Below are 17,938 nucleotides of genomic sequence, written 5' to 3' on the forward strand. Positions count from 1 at the left end.
CCGGGAAACATCGTGAGCCCGTCGCGCCTGTTCATCCTGCGTCCGGTAGCCACCACGCTGTCGATGGTGGCGATCCTGATCGCCGGTTTCATCGCCTACCGGCTGCTGCCCGTTTCGGCCCTGCCGGAAGTGGACTATCCGACGATCCAGGTGGTGACGCTGTACCCCGGCGCCAGTCCCGATGTGATGACTTCGCTGGTGACGTCGCCACTGGAACGGCAGTTCGGACAGATGCCGGGCCTGAACCAGATGTCGTCCACCAGTTCGGGCGGGGCCTCGGTCATCACGCTGCAGTTCAATTTGACGCTGCCCCTGGACGTGGCTGAACAGCAGGTGCAGGCGGCGATCAACGCCGCTTCGAACCTGCTGCCCAGCGACCTGCCGGTGCCGCCGACCTACAACAAGGTGAACCCGGCGGACGCCGCGGTGCTGACGCTGGCGATCACGTCCCCCACCATGCCCTTGCCGCAGGTGCGCGACCTGGTGGATACGCGGGTGGCGCAGAAGCTGTCGCAGATTCCCGGCGTGGGCCTGGTCAGCGTGGCGGGCGGCCAGCGTCCGGCGGTGCGGGTGCAGGTCAATCCGCAGGCGCTGGCTGCCAACGGCCTGTCGCTGTCGGACCTGCGCACGGCCATCGTTGGCGCCAACGTCAACCAGCCGAAGGGCAATCTGGACGGACCGCAGCGGTCCACCACCATCAACGCCAACGATCAGCTCAAGACGCCCACCGACTACAACGACCTGATCATCGCCTACAAGAACAATGCGCCGCTGCGCCTGTCCGACGTGGCGCGCGCCGTCGAAGGCGCCGAGGACACGCGCCAGGCGGCCTGGGCCGGCGACAAGCCCGCCATCCTCCTGAACATCCAGCGCCAGCCGGGCGCCAACGTGATCGACGTGGTCAACCGGATCCAGGCGCTGCTGCCCCAGCTGCGCGCCGCCTTGCCCGCGACCCTGGACGTGAGCGTGGTGTCCGACCGCACCCAGACCATCCGCGATTCGGTGGCCGACGTGCAGTTCGAGATGATGCTGGCCGTGGCCCTGGTGGTCATGGTGACCTTCGTGTTCCTGCGCAGCCTGACGGCGACGCTGATCCCCAGCGTGGTGGTGCCGCTGTCTCTGGTGGGCACCTTCGGCATCATGTACCTGGCCGGCTTCTCCATCAACAACCTGACCTTGATGGCGCTGACCATCGCCACCGGCTTCGTGGTGGACGACGCCATCGTCATGATCGAGAACATCGCCCGCCACATCGAGGAAGGCGAGACGCCGCTGCAAGCCGCGCTCAAGGGCGCCTCGCAGATCGGCTTCACGCTGATCTCGCTGACCTTTTCGCTGATCGCCGTGCTGATCCCGCTGCTCTTCATGACCGAAGTGGTGGGGCGGCTGTTCCGCGAGTTCGCCATCACGCTGGCCGTTTCCATCCTGATATCGCTGGTGGTGTCGCTGACGCTGACGCCCATGATGTGCGCGCGCCTCTTGCGCGCCGAATCCGAGCAGAAGCACGGCCGCTTCCATCAGGTTACGGGCGCCTTCATCGACCGCGTGATCGCCGGCTACGACCGCTGGCTGCAGGTCGTGCTGCGGCATCAGCCGCTGACGCTGCTGGTGGCGCTGGCAACCTTCGCGCTGACCGTGTTGCTGTACCTGGTGATCCCCAAGGGCTTCTTCCCGCAGCAGGACACCGGGCTGATCCAGGCCATCACCCAGGCGCCGCAATCGATTTCCTTCCCCGCCATGGCGGAGCGCCAGCGCGAGGCCGCGCGCCTGGTGCTGGAAGATCCCGACGTGCAGGCCGTATCGTCCTTCATCGGCGTGGACGGCAGCAACGCCACGCTCAGCGCTGGACGCATGCAGATCGCGCTCAAGCCGCAAGCCGAGCGCAACGGCGACCTGCGCACGGTGATGGGACGCCTGGAGCAGGCGCTGGCCAAGCAGGATGGCCTGACCGTCTACATGCAGCCGGTGCAGGACCTGACCATCGAGGACCGCGTGAGCCGCACGCAGTACCAGATGACGCTGTCCAATCCCGACCTGAAGGTGCTGAGCGAATGGACGCCCAAGCTGGTGAACCGCCTGCGCCAGGTTCCGGGCCTGAAGGACGTGACCGACGACCTGCAGGACGACGGCCTGCAGACCTGGGTCGAGATCGACCGCGACGCCGCGTCGCGGCTGGGCATCACGGCGGCGGTAATTGACGAGGCGCTCTACAACGCCTTCGGCCAGCGGCTGATTTCCACCATCTTCACGCAATCCAACCAGTACCGCGTGGTGCTGGAGGTCGAGCCGCAGTTCCAGGTGACGCCGGCCTCGCTGGGCCAGATCCACGTGCCTACCTCGACCGGGGCGCAGGTGCCGCTGTCGTCAGTGGCGCATATCAGCGAAGGCAAGACGGTGCTGGCGGTGAACCGGCTGGACCAGTTCCCGATGGTGACGGTGTCCTTCAACCTGGCGCCGGGCGCGTCCTTGTCCGGCGCGGTGGAGGACATCATCGCGGCCGAGGCCGACATCGGTTTGCCCACCGGCGTCGAGACGCGCTTCCAGGGCGCGGCGCTGGCGTTCCAGAATTCGCTGTCCAGCACCTTGTGGCTGATCCTGGCCGCCATCGTGACGATGTACATCGTGCTGGGCGTGCTGTACGAAAGCTACATCCATCCCATCACCATCCTGTCGACGCTGCCCTCGGCCGGCGTGGGGGCGCTGCTGGCCTTGCTGATCAGCGGCACCGAGCTGGACATGATAGGGATCATCGGCATCATCCTCTTGATCGGCATCGTCAAGAAGAACGCCATCATGATGATCGACTTCGCGCTGGACGCGGAGCGCAAGCGCGGGCTGAGTCCGCGCGCGGCCATCCATGAGGCGGCGCTGCTGCGCTTTCGGCCCATCCTGATGACCACGCTGGCCGCCCTGTTCGGCGCGCTGCCGCTGATGCTGTCCACCGGCACGGGCGCGGAGCTGCGCCAGCCGCTGGGCCTGGTGATGGTGGGCGGGCTGCTGCTGTCGCAGGTGCTGACGCTGTTCACCACGCCGGTCATCTACCTGATGTTCGACCGCATGTCGCGCCGCTGGCGCGGCGTGGACCAGGCGCGGGCGGAGGATGCGTCATGATCCTGTCGGCACCCTTCATCGTCCGGCCGGTGGCGACCACGCTGCTGAGCCTGGCGGTTGTGCTGGCGGGTCTGCTGTCGTTCTTCCTCTTGCCCGTGGCGCCGTTGCCGCAGGTGGATATCCCCACCATTTCGGTGTCGGCCAGCCTGCCGGGCGCCAGTCCGGAAACCATGGCGTCCAGCGTGGCCACGCCGCTGGAGCGTTCGCTGGGCAGCATCGCCGGCGTAACCGAGATGACCTCCAGCAGCTCGCAGGGCTCGACCCGCATCACGCTGCAATTCGATCTGTCGCGCGACATCAATGGCGCGGCCCGCGACGTGCAGGCCGCCATCAACGCGGCGCGCTCGCTCTTGCCGACCGGCTTGCGCAGCAATCCCACGTACCATAAGTCCAATCCGTCCGACGCGCCCATCATGACCCTGGCGTTGACGTCCGACACGCTCAGCCAGGGCCAGCTCTACGACATCGCCTCGACCATCGTGGCGCAGAAGCTGTCGCAGGTGGACGGCGTCGGCGAGGTGACGGTGGGCGGCAGTTCGCTGCCGGCGGTGCGAGTCACCGTGCTGCCGGGCGCGCTGGCCAACCGCGGCGTGTCGCTGGACCAGCTGCGCACCACGCTGGCCAATGCCAACGCCAACCGTCCCAAGGGCGTGCTGGAGAATGACCGCTACCACTGGCAGATCATGGCTAGCGACCAGCTCAGCCGCGCCGAGCAATACCGGCCGCTGATCGTCGCCTGGAAGGACGGCGCGCCGGTGCGCGTGTCCGACGTGGCCCGCGTGGAAGACTCGGTCGAAGACCTGTACCAGACCGGTTTCTTCAATGAACGCAAGGCCATCCTGATGATCGTGCGGCGCCAGGCCGACGCCAACATCATCGAAACCGTGGACGCGGTGCGCGCCCAGTTGCCCATCCTGCAGGCCCTGATGCCGGCGGACGCGCACATGACGGTGGCGCAGGACCGCACGCCCAGCATCCGCGCCTCGCTGCACGAGGCCGAGCTGACCCTGATCATCGCGGTGGGCCTGGTGGTGCTGGTGGTGCTGCTGTTCCTGCGGCGCTGGCGCGCGGCCATCATTCCCAGCGTGGCGGTGCCGGTGTCGCTGATCGGCACCTTCTGCATCATGTACCTCAGCGGCTTCACGCTGAACACCATTTCGCTGATGGCGCTGATCGTGGCGACCGGCTTCGTGGTGGATGACGCCATCGTGGTGCTGGAGAACATCATGCGCCACGTGGAACGGGGCATGTCGCCCATGCGTGCGGCGCTGCGCGGTTCGCGCGAAGTGGGCTTCACGGTGCTGTCAATGAGCCTGTCGCTGGTGGCGGTGTTCATCCCCATCCTGCTGATGGGCGGCGTGGTCGGGCGGCTGTTCCGCGAGTTCGCGGTGACGCTGTCGGCCGCCATCATGGTGTCGCTGGTGGTGTCGCTGACCTTGACGCCGATGATGTGCGCGCGCCTGTTGCGTCAGGAAGCCCCGGAAGAGAAGCCGCCTGGCCGGCTCGCGCGCTGGTCGGAGCGTGGCTTCGACGCCATGCTGGACGGCTACCGCCGCAGCCTGCGCTGGGCGCTGACGCACAGCCGCCTGATGATGCTGATCCTGGCGGTGGCCGTGGGCCTGAACGTCTATCTGTACACCGTGGTGCCCAAGGGTTTCTTCCCACAGCAGGACACGGGCCAGCTGCTGGGCTTTTTCCGGGTCGACCAGGGCACCTCGTTCCAGGCCACGCTGCCCAAGCTGGAAGCGCTGCGCAAGGTGGTGCTGGCGGATCCGGCCGTGCAGAGCATGACGGGTTACGCGGGCGGACGCGGCGGCAGCAACAGCAGCTTCATGCAGATCCAGTTAAAGCCCCTGGAAGAGCGCAAAGTTTCGGCGGACGTGGTCATCAACCGGCTGCGCGGCAAGCTGCAGAACATGCCAGGCGCGCGCATGTTCCTGGTGTCGCAGCAGGACATACGCATCGGCGGGCGCCAGAGCCAGGGCTCTTACGACTACACGTTGATGGCCGGCGACCTGCAATTGCTGCGCACCTGGATGCCCAAGGTGCAGCAGGCCATGGCGCAGATTCCCGAGATCACCGATGTGGACACCGACGTCGAGGACAAGGGCCGCCAGATCAACCTGGTGATCGACCGCGAGGCCGCGACCCGCCTGGGCGTCAGCATGTCCACCATTTCCACGGTGCTGAACAACTCCTTCAGCCAGCGCCAGGTGTCGGTGATGTACGGGCCGTTGAACCAGTACCACGTGGTGCTGGGCGTGGACCCGAAGTTCGCGCAGGACATCGAATCGCTCAGGCAGGTCGAAGTCATCACCACGGCCGGCGCGCGGGTGCCGCTGTCGGCCTTCACCCGCCTGGAAAACGCCAACGCGCCGCTCAGCGTGCAGCACCAGGGGCTGTTCGTGGCCGATACCATCTCGTTCAGCCTGGCGCCCGGCGTGTCGCTGGGCCAGGCCACCAGCGCCATCGATGCGGCGGTGGCGCGCATCGGCCTGCCGTCGGACCAGATCCAGGCCGGCTTCCAGGGCACCGCCGCGGCCCTGCAGCAGACGCTGGCGCAGCAGCCCTGGCTGATCCTGGCGGCGCTGGTCACCATGTACATCGTGCTGGGCATCCTGTATGAAAGCTTCGTGCATCCCCTGACCATCCTGTCGACCCTGCCGTCGGCCGGTTTGGGCGCGCTGCTGGCTCTGCTGCTGGTGCGCTATGACTTCACGCTGATTGCGCTGATCGGGGTGTTCCTGCTGATCGGCATCGTCAAGAAGAACGCCATCATGATGGTGGACTTCGCCCTGGACGCCGAGCGCACCCAGGGGATGAATCCGCGCGAGGCCATTTTCCAGGCGTGCCTGACGCGCTTTCGCCCCATCATGATGACAACCATGGCCGCCATCTTCGGCGCGCTGCCGCTGGTGCTCGCCACTGGCGCCGGGGTGGAAATGCGCCAGCCGCTGGGCATTACCATCGTCGGCGGCCTGGTCCTGAGCCAGATCCTCACGCTGTACACCACGCCCGTGGTCTATCTTTACCTGGACCGCTTCCGTCTCTGGGCCGCGCGCAAGCGCGCTTCCAGGAACGGGTCCTCCGCTTCCATAGAACCCACATGATGCGCAACGCCAAGTCTGTTCCCAACCTGTTCTTTCCCCGCAGCATCGCCGCGGCCGCGCTGTGCGCGCTGCTGGGCGCTTGCGCGGTCGGCCCCGATTACCAGCGCCCGGCGCTGGACGTGGGCACGGCCTACAAGGAAGGGCAGGACCAGGTCGAAGGCTGGAAGCCCGCCCGGCCGCTGGACCAGGCCGAGCGCGGCGCATGGTGGCAGGTCTACGACGATGCGACCTTGAACGGCCTGGTGGAGCGCCTGAACGCGTCCAACCAGACCGTGGCCCAGGCCGAGGCCAACTACCGGCAGGCGCTGGGCCTGGTGCGCGGCGCGCGCGCCGGCTTCTTCCCCACGGTAGGCGCGGGCGCGGGCATGACGCGCTCGGGCAGCGGCGGCGGGCAGAATGGTTCTTCGACTTCGTCCGGCAGCAATGTTTCGAACCAGTATTCACTGACCGGCAGCGTCAGCTGGGAAGTGGACCTGTGGGGCCGCGTGCGGCGCAGCGTGGAATCCTCGGAGGCCAGCGCCGCGGCCAGCCTGGCCGACCTGGGCGCCACGCGCCTGAGCGCGCAGGCCGCGCTGGTGCAGGCCTACCTGCAATTGCGCGTGCTGGATGAACAGAAACGCCTGCTGGACGCCACCGTGGCGGCCTATGAAAAATCCCTGCAGCTGACGCAGAACCGCTACGCCGTGGGCGTGGCGGGGCAGGCCGACGTGGCCGTGGCGCGCACGCAGGTGGAAAGCACGCGCGCGCAATCCATCGACCTGGATTGGCAGCGCGGCCAGCTCGAACACGCCATCGCCGTACTGATGGGCCAGGCGCCGTCGCAATTCAGCCTGCCGCCCACGGTGTTCGCGCTGCAACTGCCGCAGATCCCGGTGGGCCTGCCTTCCGAGCTGCTGGAACGCCGTCCTGACGTGGCGGCGGCCGAACGCCGCGCCGCCGCCGCCAATGCGCAGATCGGCGTGGCGCAGGCCGCGTGGTTCCCCAGCCTGACGCTGTCGGCCGATGGCGGTTTTCGCAACGGCCAGTTCGCGGAACTGTTGACGGCGCCGGCGCGTTTCTGGTCGCTGGGACCGGCGCTGGCGCTGACGATATTCGATGGCGGCGCGCGCGAGGCGCAGGTGGAACAGGCGCGCGCGTCCTATGACGCGCAAGCGGCCGCCTACCGTCAGACGGCGCTGACCGGATTGCGCGAGGTCGAGGACTACCTGATCCAGTTGCGCGTCATGGAGAACGAACAGGTGGTGCAGCGCCGCGCGCTCGAAGCGGCGCGTGAATCGCTGCGCCTGACGCAGAACCAGTACAAGGCGGGTCTGGTCGATTACCTGAGCGTGGCGGTGGTGGACGCCACCGCGCTCAACAGCGAACGCAATGCGCTGAGCCTGCTGGGCAATCGCTTCGCGGCCAGCGTCAATCTGATCGTGGCGCTGGGCGGCGGATGGGAAGGACTGCCTGCCGCGGGGGCGCAAGCGCGCGTGGACAATCCCGTCGCGCCTGCGGCGGCTCCCGCGCAGCCCTGAGGTCGGGCCGCGCGGATGCGGAATGGAGCGCTGGCGCGGTCAATGCCAGCGTTTCACCCGCGCGGCAGGAAGGCGATGACCAGCCAGGCCGCCGCGGCGGGTACCGCGAACACCAGCAGCAGGATGGGCAGTTCTTCGCGCACCGTGTAGCCGGCGCGCGTGACGCCGACCCACATGTTGACGATAGCCATCAGCAGCCACGCGGGCAGGAACAGTTTGGCCGCGGCGATCGAGCCTGCGGCGTCGCCGCCCCATTGCTTGCCGAACAGCGCGAACACGGCCAGCAGCAGCAGGCCTCCGACGATGGTCAACAGTACGTGCATGGCGCCGCTCCTATTTGGTGGTGTAGCCGCCGTTGACCAGCACCGTCTGGCCGGTGATCCACCAGCCGTCCGACACCAGGAAGCGGATGAAGGGCACCACGTCTTCGATATCGGTCAGCCCGGTTTTCGAGAACGGCGACAAGGCGGCCGCGGTCTTATGGTACGCCACCGCGTCGGCGCCTTCGGCCGGATAGAAGAACGGCGTGTCCATGGGACCGGGGCCTACCGCCGTCACGGAAATGCCGCGTGCGCCGTACTCCTTGGATGCGGCGCGGGTATAGTGCTCCACCGGCGCCTTGGTGCCGGCGTAGGCCGCGTAAAAGGGCGTGTAGGCGCCCAGCAGCGAGGTCACCAGCGTGCAGATCTTGCCGTTGTCATTGACGTGGCGGCCGGCCTCCTTCAGGAAGAAGAAGGCGGACTTCGAGTTCACCGCAGCCATCTCGTCGTATTCCGCTTCCGTGATTTCGGTGAAGGGCTTCTTCAGCACTTTGCCGACGGTATTGATCGCAATGTCCGGCCGGCCTACCGCGGCCACCGCGTCGGCGAACAACTTTTCCATTGCGCCGGCCGAACTCAGGTCGGCCTGCAAGGCGACGGCCTGCGCGCCGGCGGCCTTGACGGCGGCGACCGTCGCGTCGGCGTCGGCCTTGGTGGCCGCGCTGTTGTAATGCACCGCCACCGCGCGCGCGCCTTGCTGCGCCAGGTCCCGCGCGATCAAGCCGCCCAGGTTCTTCGCGCCGCCCGCGATGATGACGGTTTTGCCTTTGATTCTGTGGTCTGCCATGGTCCTCTCCGCTATCGGGCTGCCGAATGCGAGCCCTCGTGCCGACGATGATATATTCCAAAAAATCCGCACAAAACTGATATTTCTGGTATCTCTATCCAGAAATCACGAACAGTGAGGCCAGGCCTCGCAGGAGCCATCCGCCCCATGGACCGCATAGATCTGTTCCGGGTTTACGCCCGCGTCGTCGAATGCGCGAACTTCTCGCGCGCGGCGGACACGCTGGGCCTGCCGCGCTCCACCGTGTCTGCCGCCGTGCAGGAATTGGAGGGCCGGCTGGGCGCGCGGCTGCTGAACCGCACCACGCGGCAGGTGGCGCCCACGCAGGAAGGCGCGGCCTTCTATGAGCGCTGTCTGCGCCTGGTGGCCGACATGGAAGAGGCCGAGAACCTCTTTCGCCACAGTTCGGTGGGTCCCAGCGGCATGCTGCGCGTGGACGTGCCCGGACGCGTGGGCCGCCTCATCGTGGCGCCAGCGTTGCCGTCTTTTCTGGAGGCCTATCCGCAGATCGACGTCACGCTGGGCGTGACGGACCGTGCCGTGAACCTGATCGAAGAGGGCGTGGATTGCGTGTTGCGAGTCGGCGTGTTGCCGGATTCGGGCCTGGTGGCGCGGCCGATAGGCATGCTGGGCTTGATCAACGTCGCCAGCCCGGCCTACCTGGCGCGCCATGGCGTGCCGTTGACGCCGGACGATCTGGCGACGGGGCATGCTTGCGTGAACTACGCTTCGCCATCCACCGGCCGGCTTGCGCCCTGGGAATGGCTGGATGGCGGCGTGTCCCGGACCGCGCCTCTGCGTGGGCGGGTCACGGTCAATAGCGCCGAAGCCTATATCGCCAGCTGCGTCGCGGGTCTGGGTCTGATCCAGATTCCGGCCTACGACGTGCAGCCGCAGATCGCCGCGGGCGAGCTGGTCGAAGTCATGCCCGACCACCGCCCCGGGCCCATGCCGATGACGCTCCTTTATCCGCAGCGGCGATCTCCATCGCGGCGGGTGCAGGTGTTCGCGGACTGGCTGGAGGCGCTGCTGCGGCCGGCTTGCGGACTGGGTTGAACGCAAAAAAAGGCCGGCCCGTCTTGCTGAGGGGCCGGCCTTGGTGGCCTGGGATCTACAACCGTCGGTCTACAACTGGATCGCAGACAGATCCGGACGCCGCAGGTGCCAGTCGGTGGCCGCCTGGAATGCCATGCCGATGCGGCCCAGCGCGTCTTCGCCATTGGGCTTGCCCAGCAGCTGCACGCCGATGGGCATGCCGTCCGCGGCAAAGCCGGCGGGTAGCGCCAGGCCCGAGGCGTTGACGTAATTGCCGGGACGGGTGAAGGCGGCCAGCGGCGTGGCGGCCTCGTCCACGTCTTCCAGCGGGCAGGCGGCAAACGGCAGGCAGGGCGCGAGGACCGCGTCGTAGTCGCGCATCCAGTCCAGCCAGGCCTGGCAGGCGCGGGCGTGGGCTTGCAGCGCCAGCACGTAGTCGGCGGCGCTGGTCTGCTTGCCGCCCAGCACGCGGGCGCGCACGTAGCGGCCCAGCGGCAGGCTGTCGTCCTCGATGTAGTCGCGGTGCTGGGCGTAGGCTTCAGCGGCGATGATCAGGCCGTTGCGCAGCATCATGTCGTGGAAATCGAAGGGGAAGGGGGCTTCCACGCATTCCGCGCCCAGGTCGGTCAGCGCGCGCCGCGTGTCGTCCAGCGCGCCTTGCACCGCCGCGTCGATGGCGATCGGGTACTGCGCCTGCGGCATGACGGCGATGCGCGTGCCGGCCAGCGGCTTGGCGCCCGCGCGCAGATCGCGGTAGCGGTAGGCGGGTATGCCTCGCGTCACGGGATCGCGCGGGTCGGGTCCGGACATGGCTGCGGTCAGCAGTAGCGCGTCGCGGGTGTCGCGGGTCAGCGGGCCGATGGAATCCAGTGTGTGGGACAGCGCCACCGCGCCGTACAGGCTGATGAGGCCGCGCGTGGTTTTCAGGCCGGTGATGCCGTTGAGCGCGGCGGGAATGCGTACCGAGCCGCCTGTGTCCGAACCCAGCGCGGCGGGCGCCAGGCCCGCGGCCACCGCCACGCCCGAGCCGCTGGACGAACCGCCGGGAATGCGGGCGCGCACCAGGTCCCAGGGGTTGCGCGGCGTGCCCATGACGGGGTTGGTGCCCCAGCCGCCGAAGGCGAATTCGACCATGTGGGTCTTGCCCAGCACCACCATGCCGGCGTCGATCAGGCGGGTCACGGCGGTGGCGGTGGTGGCGCTGCGGCGCTCGCGCCAGGCTTGCGAGCCGGCGGTGGTGACCTGGCCTTCGATGTCGCACAGATCCTTGACCGCGACGGGCAGGCCGTCCAGCGGACCGAGCAGGCCATAGCCGGCGCGGCGGCGCGCGTCGGCGGCTTCGGCCAGGCGCAGCGCGCCCTCGCGGTCGACGCTGACGTAGGCGCCCAGCGCCGGGTTGGCGCGGTCGATGCGGTCCAGGTAATGCCGCGCCAGCTCCACCGAACTGTAGCGGCCTTCGGCCAGGCCCTGCGCAAGTTCGCCGAGCGTGGCAAATGCAATGTCAGACATGTTTTCCTCGGGTGATGTCAGCGCGGCGCGCGGGCTGCCGCGCGCCGCCTTCCTGCTTGCGCGATCAGCGCTTGTTCCAGTCGGGGGCGGGGTAGACGGGTTTTTGCGTGGCCACGTCGGCCGGCCAGACCGGGACCATGCCCTTGCCCGGCAGCAGCTGCACCACGGGGAAGGGCATCAAGAGCTGCTTGCCCGTCTCGTCGATGGCGTAGGGGCCGGCCATGACGGTGAGCTTGCCCGACAGGTCCAGCGATGCCTTCTTCAGCGCGGCGGCGTCGGTGCTGCCGGCTTGCTTGACGATCTCCTCGGTCAGCGCGCCCGCGCCATAGGCCAGAGCAGTCTGGAAATCGGGCGGGAACTCGGCCTTGGGGAAGCGCTGGTCATAGGCGGCGGCGAACTGCTCGCGCGTCAGGCCGGCGTTGACCTTCCAGTTGATCGCGGGGTGGTAGTTGGTGTGGCTGTAGATGTAGTTGGAGTCCGCGCCGATGGCCTGGAATTGCGGGGTCGACGCATACACCATGAAGACATACGGGAAGTTGATATCCAGCTGCTTCATCTGGCGCGTCATGCTGATCAGATCGCCCTCGTAGGAGGTCGGCACCAGCGCCTCGGCTCCGGCCGCACGGGCCTTCTGCAGGATCGTGCTGAAGTCCTTCTGGCCCTTGGGGTACTTCTCGAACAGCACCACTTCCATGCCGTTCTTGGCGGCCTGCTCCTTGCCGCCTTCGGCCAGGCCCGCCGGGAACGGTTCGTCCGAATACAGCAGCGCGACCTTCTTCACGCCCTGCTTGGCGGCCAGTTCCATGTTCGCGCGCAGCATCGCCGACACCGGCATCTGCGTACCCGACACCATGTTCTTGAAGCCTTGCTTGTACAGGTCGTCGCTGGCGGCGGACCAGACCATCATGTACTTGCCCAGGCGTTCGGTCACCGTGGCGGCCGCGGCGGTCAGGGTGGAGCCGAAGGGCGCGAACACCAGATCCACTTTTTCATCGACAATCAGGCGTTCGTAAACGCGGGTCACCATCTGCTTGTCGCTGCGGTCGTCCAGCTTGACCAGCTCGACGGGGTATTTCTTGCCTTTGACTTCGATGCCGCCGCGGCGGTTGACGTCGTCGACCCACAGTTCGACGCCGCGCACGCCCGACTGCGAGGCGAGCGCGAAACTGCCGGTCGACGATACGGTCATGCCGACGCGGATCTTGTCCGAGGTCTGGGCGGCGCCCAGGGCAGGGGTCAGGGCGGCGACGGCGAGGGCCAGCGCCGGTATGCGGGACAGCCAGGGTCTAGCGTGCATGGGAGGTCTCCTATCGTTTTTGGTATGCGGCCCCGCGTTCCGTGGCGGACCATCGGACACAGGCCATATGTTGAGCAATGTTTGCTCAACATGCGAGATAGCGTATAACAAATAGGCATGGAGCGCACGCCTTGAATAAATTGAATTACCGACAGACCGAAATGTTGTGGGCCATCGTCATGGCCGGGTCCATCAGCGGCGCCGCGCGGCTGCTGAATATTTCCCAGCCGGCGGTCAGCCGGATGCTGGCGCATACGGAAAAAGCCATGGGGGTGACGCTCTTCGAGCGGGTTCGCGGCAAGCTCAGGCCGACCTCGCAAGTGCAGAGCCTGTTTGAGGAAATCGAGAAAACGCAGCGCATGATGCAGCGCGTCAACGATCTGGCCGACGCGCTGGCGGAGCACGGCACGGGGGTGCTGCGGTTGGCCTCCATTCCCAGCCTGGCTCAGTTCCTGGTGCCGCGCGCCGTGGCGCGTTTCCAGCAGCGCCATCCCGAGCTGCTGTTGCGCCTGAACACGACGGCGCTGCCCACGCTGATCACCGACGTGTTGCAGGGCGAGGCCGAGCTGGGCTTGGTGGTGATGCAGGCAGACCACCCTTTCCTGACGTCCCAGCCGTTGCATGTGGGGAAGATGGTGGCCGCCATACCCAAGGCGCATTCGCTGGCAGCTCGTGCCGAGGTGAGCCTGGCCGATCTGTCGCCGCATCCGCACATCGTGGTGGGGACGCGCATGCCCTTCGGCATGCTGGTGCTGGGCGCCTTCGAGCAGGCGGGCCTGCCGTGCCGCATGTGCGCCGACGTGCCATGGAGCCAGCTGGCCTGCGCCCTGGTGAATGCCGGGGTGGGCATTGCCATCGTGGATGAGTTCACGGTCATGCAGAACACCATGCCGGACGTGGTCATCGTGCCGCTGGCCGAGCGCATTCCCCTGAATATCTCGGCCGTCTATGCAAGCAACCGCGAGCCCTCGGCCATCGCCCTGGAGTTCATCAAGGAGCTGCGCGGGGTGCTTGTCGAGGCCTTTCCTGCCGAAAATAAGGGTTAGTCCTTAACTTGCAGTTATGGTTTGAACTGTTCATAATCGCCTCCAAATAAAGCGGCCGTCCAACCCGGAAACGGCCCGGAGGAAGACATATGAGCAGCAGTCCCGTCCTGGCGGCGGGCGCCGCCTCGCATCGCGCGCAGGATCAGCGCGCAGTGCGGTTGCGCACCCGCATCGCCATCATCGTCTTTGCCGGCCTGGCCGCGGGCCTGGCTCTGATTCCGATGGCCACGTCGAACATCTCGTTCGCGTTCTACCTGATGTTGTGGATCACCATGGCCAGCGCCATGAACATCTGCGTCGGCTTCACCGGCTATCTGCCGTTCGGCTACGTGGTGTTCTACGGCGTGGGTTCGTACGCCACCGGCATTTGCTACAAGATCCTGGGCTGGCCTATCCTGCCGTCGCTGCTGGCGGCGGGCGGCGTGGGCGTGGCGATCGCGCTGCTGCTGGCGCCCACGCTGCGCTTGCGCGGGGTGTACTTCGGCATCGTGAGCCTGGCGCTGGCCACCATCGTCAAGCTGATCATCTCCAACCTGCCGCAGTCCTTCACCGGCGGCAGCATGGGCATCATCCTGTCCAATGCCAACAACCCCACGCATAGCTACTACGCCATGCTGGCGGTGATGGGCGCCACCCTTGCCACCGTCACCTGGCTGTCGGTGTCCAGCCTGGGCCGCGCGCTCAAGGCCATTCGCGACGACGACGGCGCGGCCGCCTGCGTCGGCATCCACGTGCCCAACACCCGCCTCAAGGCCTGGCTGCTGGCCGCGCTGTTCCCGGCGCTGGCTGGCGGCATCGAGGCCTGGTACACGAACGTGGTGGATCCGGAGTACGCCTTCCACGTGCTGATCACCGCCAAGAGCATCATCTACGCGATGGCGGGCGGCTTCGGCACCATCCTCGGACCAGTCGTCGGCACGCTGGCGCTACTGGGCATCGACCACATGATCTGGCAGAAATTCCCGGTGGTGAACCTGCTGCTGCTGGGCCTGATCATCGTGCTGCTGATGCTGTTCCTGCCGCGCGGCATCGTCGGCAGCCTGATCAAACGCAAGCCGCAACTGCGCCGCTACATCGCCTGAGGAACCGCCATGACCGGACTGATTATCCAAGGGCTGATCAACGGCCTGATCCTGGGCGCCATCTACGGCCTGATCGGCGTGGGGCTGAACGTGATCTTCGGCGTGCTGCGCGTGGTCAACTTCGCGCACGGCGAATTCCTGGTGCTGGGCGCGTACTTCGCCTTCTATCTGATGGAGTACGCCGGCATCAATCCGCTGGTGGCGCTGCCGCTGGCCTTCGCCGCATTCTTCCTGGCGGGCTACTTGCTGTACTTCGTGCTGATTCCGCGCTTGTCCAAGGCGGACGATCCCGAGATCAGCTCGCTGCTGCTGATGTTCGGCGTGTCCATCATGCTGGGCGCCATCATGCTGCTGGTGTTCGACGCCGACGCGCGTTCATTGCCCTATGAGATCGAGCCCGTGTTCCTGAAATTCGGGCCGGTGCTGATCCCGACCGTGCGCCTCCTGGCGCTGGTGATCGCCCTGGCCATCATCGGCGCGCTGACGGTGTTCCTGTACCGCAGCCAGCTGGGCAAGGCGCTGCGCGCCATCATCATGAACCGCGACGCGGTGCGCATCGTGGGCATCAACGCCGAACGCCTGTCGGCCGTGGCCTTCGGCCTGGGCATCGGCCTGGCCGCCGCCAGCGGCGTGCTGGTGGCGATGGTGTTTCCAGCGTTCTCGCCGTTCATGGGCAACGACTACACGCTGATCGGCTTCATCGTCATCGTGCTGGGCGGGCTGGGCCATCCGGTGGGCGCCCTGGTCGGCGCGCTGCTGTTCGGCGTCACGGAGCAAGTCTCGGTGGTGTTCTTCAATCCTTCCATTGCCACCATCTGCGGCTTTGCGCTCATGGTCGCCACCATCTTCATCCGGCCCAGCGGACTCTTCGGCCGCCAGGCGCTGCGCTAACAGGAGCCGGACACATGTTGAAAGTCAGCAATCTCAAGAAGCGCTTCGGCGGGCTGGTCGCCTTGCAGGGCGTGGACCTGGACGTGCCGCGCGGCTCCATCCTGGGCGTCATCGGCATGAACGGGTCAGGCAAGACCACCATGCTCAACTGCATCAACGGCATCTACACGCCGGACGAGGGCCGTATCGAGCTCGACGGCCAGAACATCGCCGGCAAGCAGATCCACGAAGTCGCGCGGCTGGGCGTGGGCCGCACCTTCCAGGTGCCGCGCATCTTCCGGCAGCTGACCCTGCTGGACAATCTGGAGGTCGCGCAGCAGCAGACCGGCCGCAGCGCCGACGAGCGTTACGCCCAATCCGAATACTGGCTGCACAAGGTAGAGCTGCACCGGCTGCGCCACAACTACGCCGAGGAGCTGTCCGGCGGACAGCAGAAGCTGGTGGAACTGGCGCGCATCATGGTGGCGCGACCCAAGGTGGTGTTGCTGGACGAGCCTTTCGCGGGCGTCAATCCGGCGCTGGCGCAACTGCTGATCTCGGTCATCCGCGAACTGCCGGGCGAGCACGACTGCTCGGTGGTGCTGGTGTCGCACGACCTGACCTCGATCTACCAGCTGTCCCACCACATCATCGTCATGAACGAAGGCGCCATCCTGAGCCAGGGCAACGCCGAGCAAGTGCGCGCCGACCCCCGCGTGGTCGAAGCCTATCTGGGAGCCTGACATGAGCACGTCGATACTCGCGCTGGAAGACGTGACCGTGGCCTACCACGGCGACATCACCATCCTGAACCACGTCAACATCCAGGCGCGCGCGGGCAAGGTGACGGGCGTCATCGGCCCCAATGGCGCCGGCAAGTCCACGGTGTTGAAGACCATGTTCGGCTTCCTGCCGCCGCGCACCGGCCGCATCACGCTGCGCGGCGCGGACATCAGCGCCCAGCCCTCGCACGAGCGCGCCAGCAACGGCGTGGCCTTCGTGCCGCAGCACCGCAGCCTGTTTGGCGAATTGTCGGTGCACGACAACCTGCTGCTGGGCTGCTGGCCGTTCCGCAAGGACAAGGCTCGCGTGCGCCAGCGCATCGACTCCGTCTATGACCGCTTCCCGATCCTGGCGCAGAAGCGCGACGACCCCGTCTCCAGCATGAGCGGCGGACAGCAGCGTTTCGTGGAGTTCGGGCGGGCCTTGTTGATCGAGCCGTCCGTCATCCTGCTGGACGAGCCCACCGCCATGCTGGCGCCCAAGATCTCCAAGGAGATCTACACGCTAATCCGCGGCTTTGCCGACGAGGGCATGACGGTGGTGCTGGTGGACCAGAACGTGCGCCGCTGCGCCGAGGTGTCCGACTATATGTACATCCTGGAACTGGGCCGCAACAAGGCCGAGGGCGGGCGCGAAGCCTTCGACGACGGCGGCGGGTTGCGCGAGATGGTTGCGTCCTGGATGGATTACAAGATTGATTGACTGCGGGTCAGAGCGGTCGCCCCAGCCGCTTTTCGACCTGGCGCTTTTTCCATTGGTTCGGAGTCACCAAGGTAGCCGATAGGACGGCGCAGCGATACGACAGGGGCACGACAGCGGGGCGGCGGACACCCAGGCTCAGTGTTTCAGCGTCCAATCGTCCAGCCGCAACCCGGGCACGCGGGAAAATTCACGCGTGTTGTTCGTAACAAGTACCAGGCCGCGCGAGCGGGTGTGGCCGGCGATCATGGCGTCGTAGGGGCCGATGGGCGTTCCGGCGCGCGCCAGTTCCGCGCGAAGCTGACCGGAATCTGCTGCCGCGTCATGGTCATAGTCGAGCACTTCCAGGCGCTTCAGGAAGCCGTCGACCACGGCGTGATTGCGGGTGGGGGCGGCGGACTTTTCCGCGCCATAAGCGAGCTCCATGGCGGTGATCGCGCTGATACATAACTGGCCCTGCCGTCGGTTGAACGCCTGCTGCACTGCGTCGGGCTTGTTCTTGATGGCAAAGATGCAGGTATTCGTGTCCAGCACGAACTTCAGCGGCATGAGCGGCCTCCTGCCCTGTCCACGGGTTGATCGCGGTCGTTGAGAAAGTCGGCAGTGACGGACTCGCCTGCGAACCAGGAGTCCCAGGACGTGTCGGCGGGTGCGGGCGCCGGCGCCGGCGTTTGCCGTTGGTTGATGGCGACGATGTACCCCAGTGCCGGACTGGCTGGCCGGGCGGCGGTTTTGCGCCGGCCTGCTGGGCGGCCATGGGAAGTTTTATAGA

The 17,938-nt window shown here is 66.8% G+C and carries 14 protein-coding genes; 9 read left to right on the forward strand and 5 right to left on the reverse strand.

The annotated features are described in order from the left end of the window. The first annotated feature begins 12 nt into the window (after positions 1-12). Genes AC1RHV_RS15645 through AC1RHV_RS15655 form a run of 3 tightly spaced genes read left to right on the forward strand, consistent with a single transcriptional unit; the run spans position 13 to position 7,738 of the window. Positions 13-3,111, forward strand: a complete 3,099-nt coding sequence (locus AC1RHV_RS15645; RefSeq protein ID WP_175212740.1) for an MdtB/MuxB family multidrug efflux RND transporter permease subunit — start codon at positions 13-15, stop codon at positions 3,109-3,111. Continuing rightward, entirely contained in the window at positions 3,108-6,221 is a 3,114-nt protein-coding gene (locus tag AC1RHV_RS15650; RefSeq protein ID WP_054459275.1) for a multidrug efflux RND transporter permease subunit, read from the forward strand. Before AC1RHV_RS15645 ends, AC1RHV_RS15650 begins: the two co-directional genes overlap by 4 nt. Beyond that, positions 6,218-7,738, forward strand: coding sequence for an efflux transporter outer membrane subunit (locus AC1RHV_RS15655; RefSeq protein WP_054459273.1), 1,521 nt, complete (start codon positions 6,218-6,220; stop codon positions 7,736-7,738). Before AC1RHV_RS15650 ends, AC1RHV_RS15655 begins: the two co-directional genes overlap by 4 nt. 53 nt (positions 7,739-7,791) lie before the next feature. Here AC1RHV_RS15655 and AC1RHV_RS15660 read toward each other — a convergent pair whose 3' ends face one another. Further along, positions 7,792-8,061, reverse strand: a complete 270-nt coding sequence (locus tag AC1RHV_RS15660) for a hypothetical protein (protein WP_054459270.1) — start codon at positions 8,059-8,061, stop codon at positions 7,792-7,794. Between the two features lie 10 nt (positions 8,062-8,071). Beyond that, positions 8,072-8,845, reverse strand: coding sequence for an SDR family oxidoreductase (locus tag AC1RHV_RS15665; RefSeq protein ID WP_492301269.1), 774 nt, complete (start codon positions 8,843-8,845; stop codon positions 8,072-8,074). A gap of 147 nt (positions 8,846-8,992) precedes the next feature. Here AC1RHV_RS15665 and AC1RHV_RS15670 point away from each other — a divergent pair, with 147 nt between their 5' ends. Continuing rightward, the gene (locus AC1RHV_RS15670; protein WP_492301271.1) at positions 8,993-9,901 is read left to right on the forward strand and encodes a LysR family transcriptional regulator; all 909 of its coding nucleotides are present in this window, start codon (positions 8,993-8,995) and stop codon (positions 9,899-9,901) included. Positions 9,902-9,970: 69 nt separating this feature from the next. Here the strand turns inward: AC1RHV_RS15670 and AC1RHV_RS15675 are convergent, their stop codons facing one another. Together AC1RHV_RS15675 and AC1RHV_RS15680 are read right to left on the reverse strand one after the other, a co-directional pair. After that, on the reverse strand, positions 9,971-11,389 hold the full coding sequence (locus AC1RHV_RS15675; RefSeq protein ID WP_192353789.1) for an amidase: 1,419 nt from the start codon (positions 11,387-11,389) through the stop codon (positions 9,971-9,973). A 64-nt stretch (positions 11,390-11,453) separates the two neighbouring features. Continuing rightward, positions 11,454-12,686 (reverse strand): amino acid ABC transporter substrate-binding protein, encoded by a 1,233-nt coding sequence (locus tag AC1RHV_RS15680; RefSeq protein ID WP_054459264.1) that lies wholly within the window; start codon positions 12,684-12,686, stop codon positions 11,454-11,456. Between the two features lie 161 nt (positions 12,687-12,847). Here AC1RHV_RS15680 and AC1RHV_RS15685 point away from each other — a divergent pair, with 161 nt between their 5' ends. The 5 genes from AC1RHV_RS15685 (at position 12,848) to AC1RHV_RS15705 (ending at position 17,169) form a co-directional block, all read left to right on the forward strand. Beyond that, positions 12,848-13,732 (forward strand): LysR family transcriptional regulator, encoded by an 885-nt coding sequence (locus AC1RHV_RS15685; RefSeq protein ID WP_492301768.1) that lies wholly within the window; start codon positions 12,848-12,850, stop codon positions 13,730-13,732. An 89-nt stretch (positions 13,733-13,821) separates the two neighbouring features. Further along, the gene (locus AC1RHV_RS15690; protein WP_175180458.1) at positions 13,822-14,814 is read left to right on the forward strand and encodes a branched-chain amino acid ABC transporter permease; all 993 of its coding nucleotides are present in this window, start codon (positions 13,822-13,824) and stop codon (positions 14,812-14,814) included. Positions 14,815-14,823: 9 nt separating this feature from the next. Continuing rightward, positions 14,824-15,705, forward strand: coding sequence for a branched-chain amino acid ABC transporter permease (locus AC1RHV_RS15695; RefSeq protein WP_054459258.1), 882 nt, complete (start codon positions 14,824-14,826; stop codon positions 15,703-15,705). 14 nt (positions 15,706-15,719) lie between these two features. Further along, the gene (locus tag AC1RHV_RS15700; RefSeq protein WP_054459256.1) at positions 15,720-16,427 is read left to right on the forward strand and encodes an ABC transporter ATP-binding protein; all 708 of its coding nucleotides are present in this window, start codon (positions 15,720-15,722) and stop codon (positions 16,425-16,427) included. A 1-nt stretch (position 16,428) separates the two neighbouring features. Then, a complete protein-coding gene (locus tag AC1RHV_RS15705) occupies positions 16,429-17,169 on the forward strand; it encodes a branched-chain amino acid ABC transporter ATP-binding protein (protein WP_054459254.1) in 741 nt (246 codons plus the stop codon). 135 nt (positions 17,170-17,304) lie between these two features. On the opposite strand, the gene vapC is transcribed toward AC1RHV_RS15705, so the two are convergent. Next, complete coding sequence (gene vapC, locus AC1RHV_RS15710) at positions 17,305-17,715, reverse strand: type II toxin-antitoxin system tRNA(fMet)-specific endonuclease VapC (RefSeq protein WP_119451847.1); 411 nt, start codon at positions 17,713-17,715, stop codon at positions 17,305-17,307. Between the last annotated feature and the right edge of the window lie 223 nt (positions 17,716-17,938).

This window comes from Achromobacter sp. GW823-FHT04E03 (genome assembly GCF_058796095.1).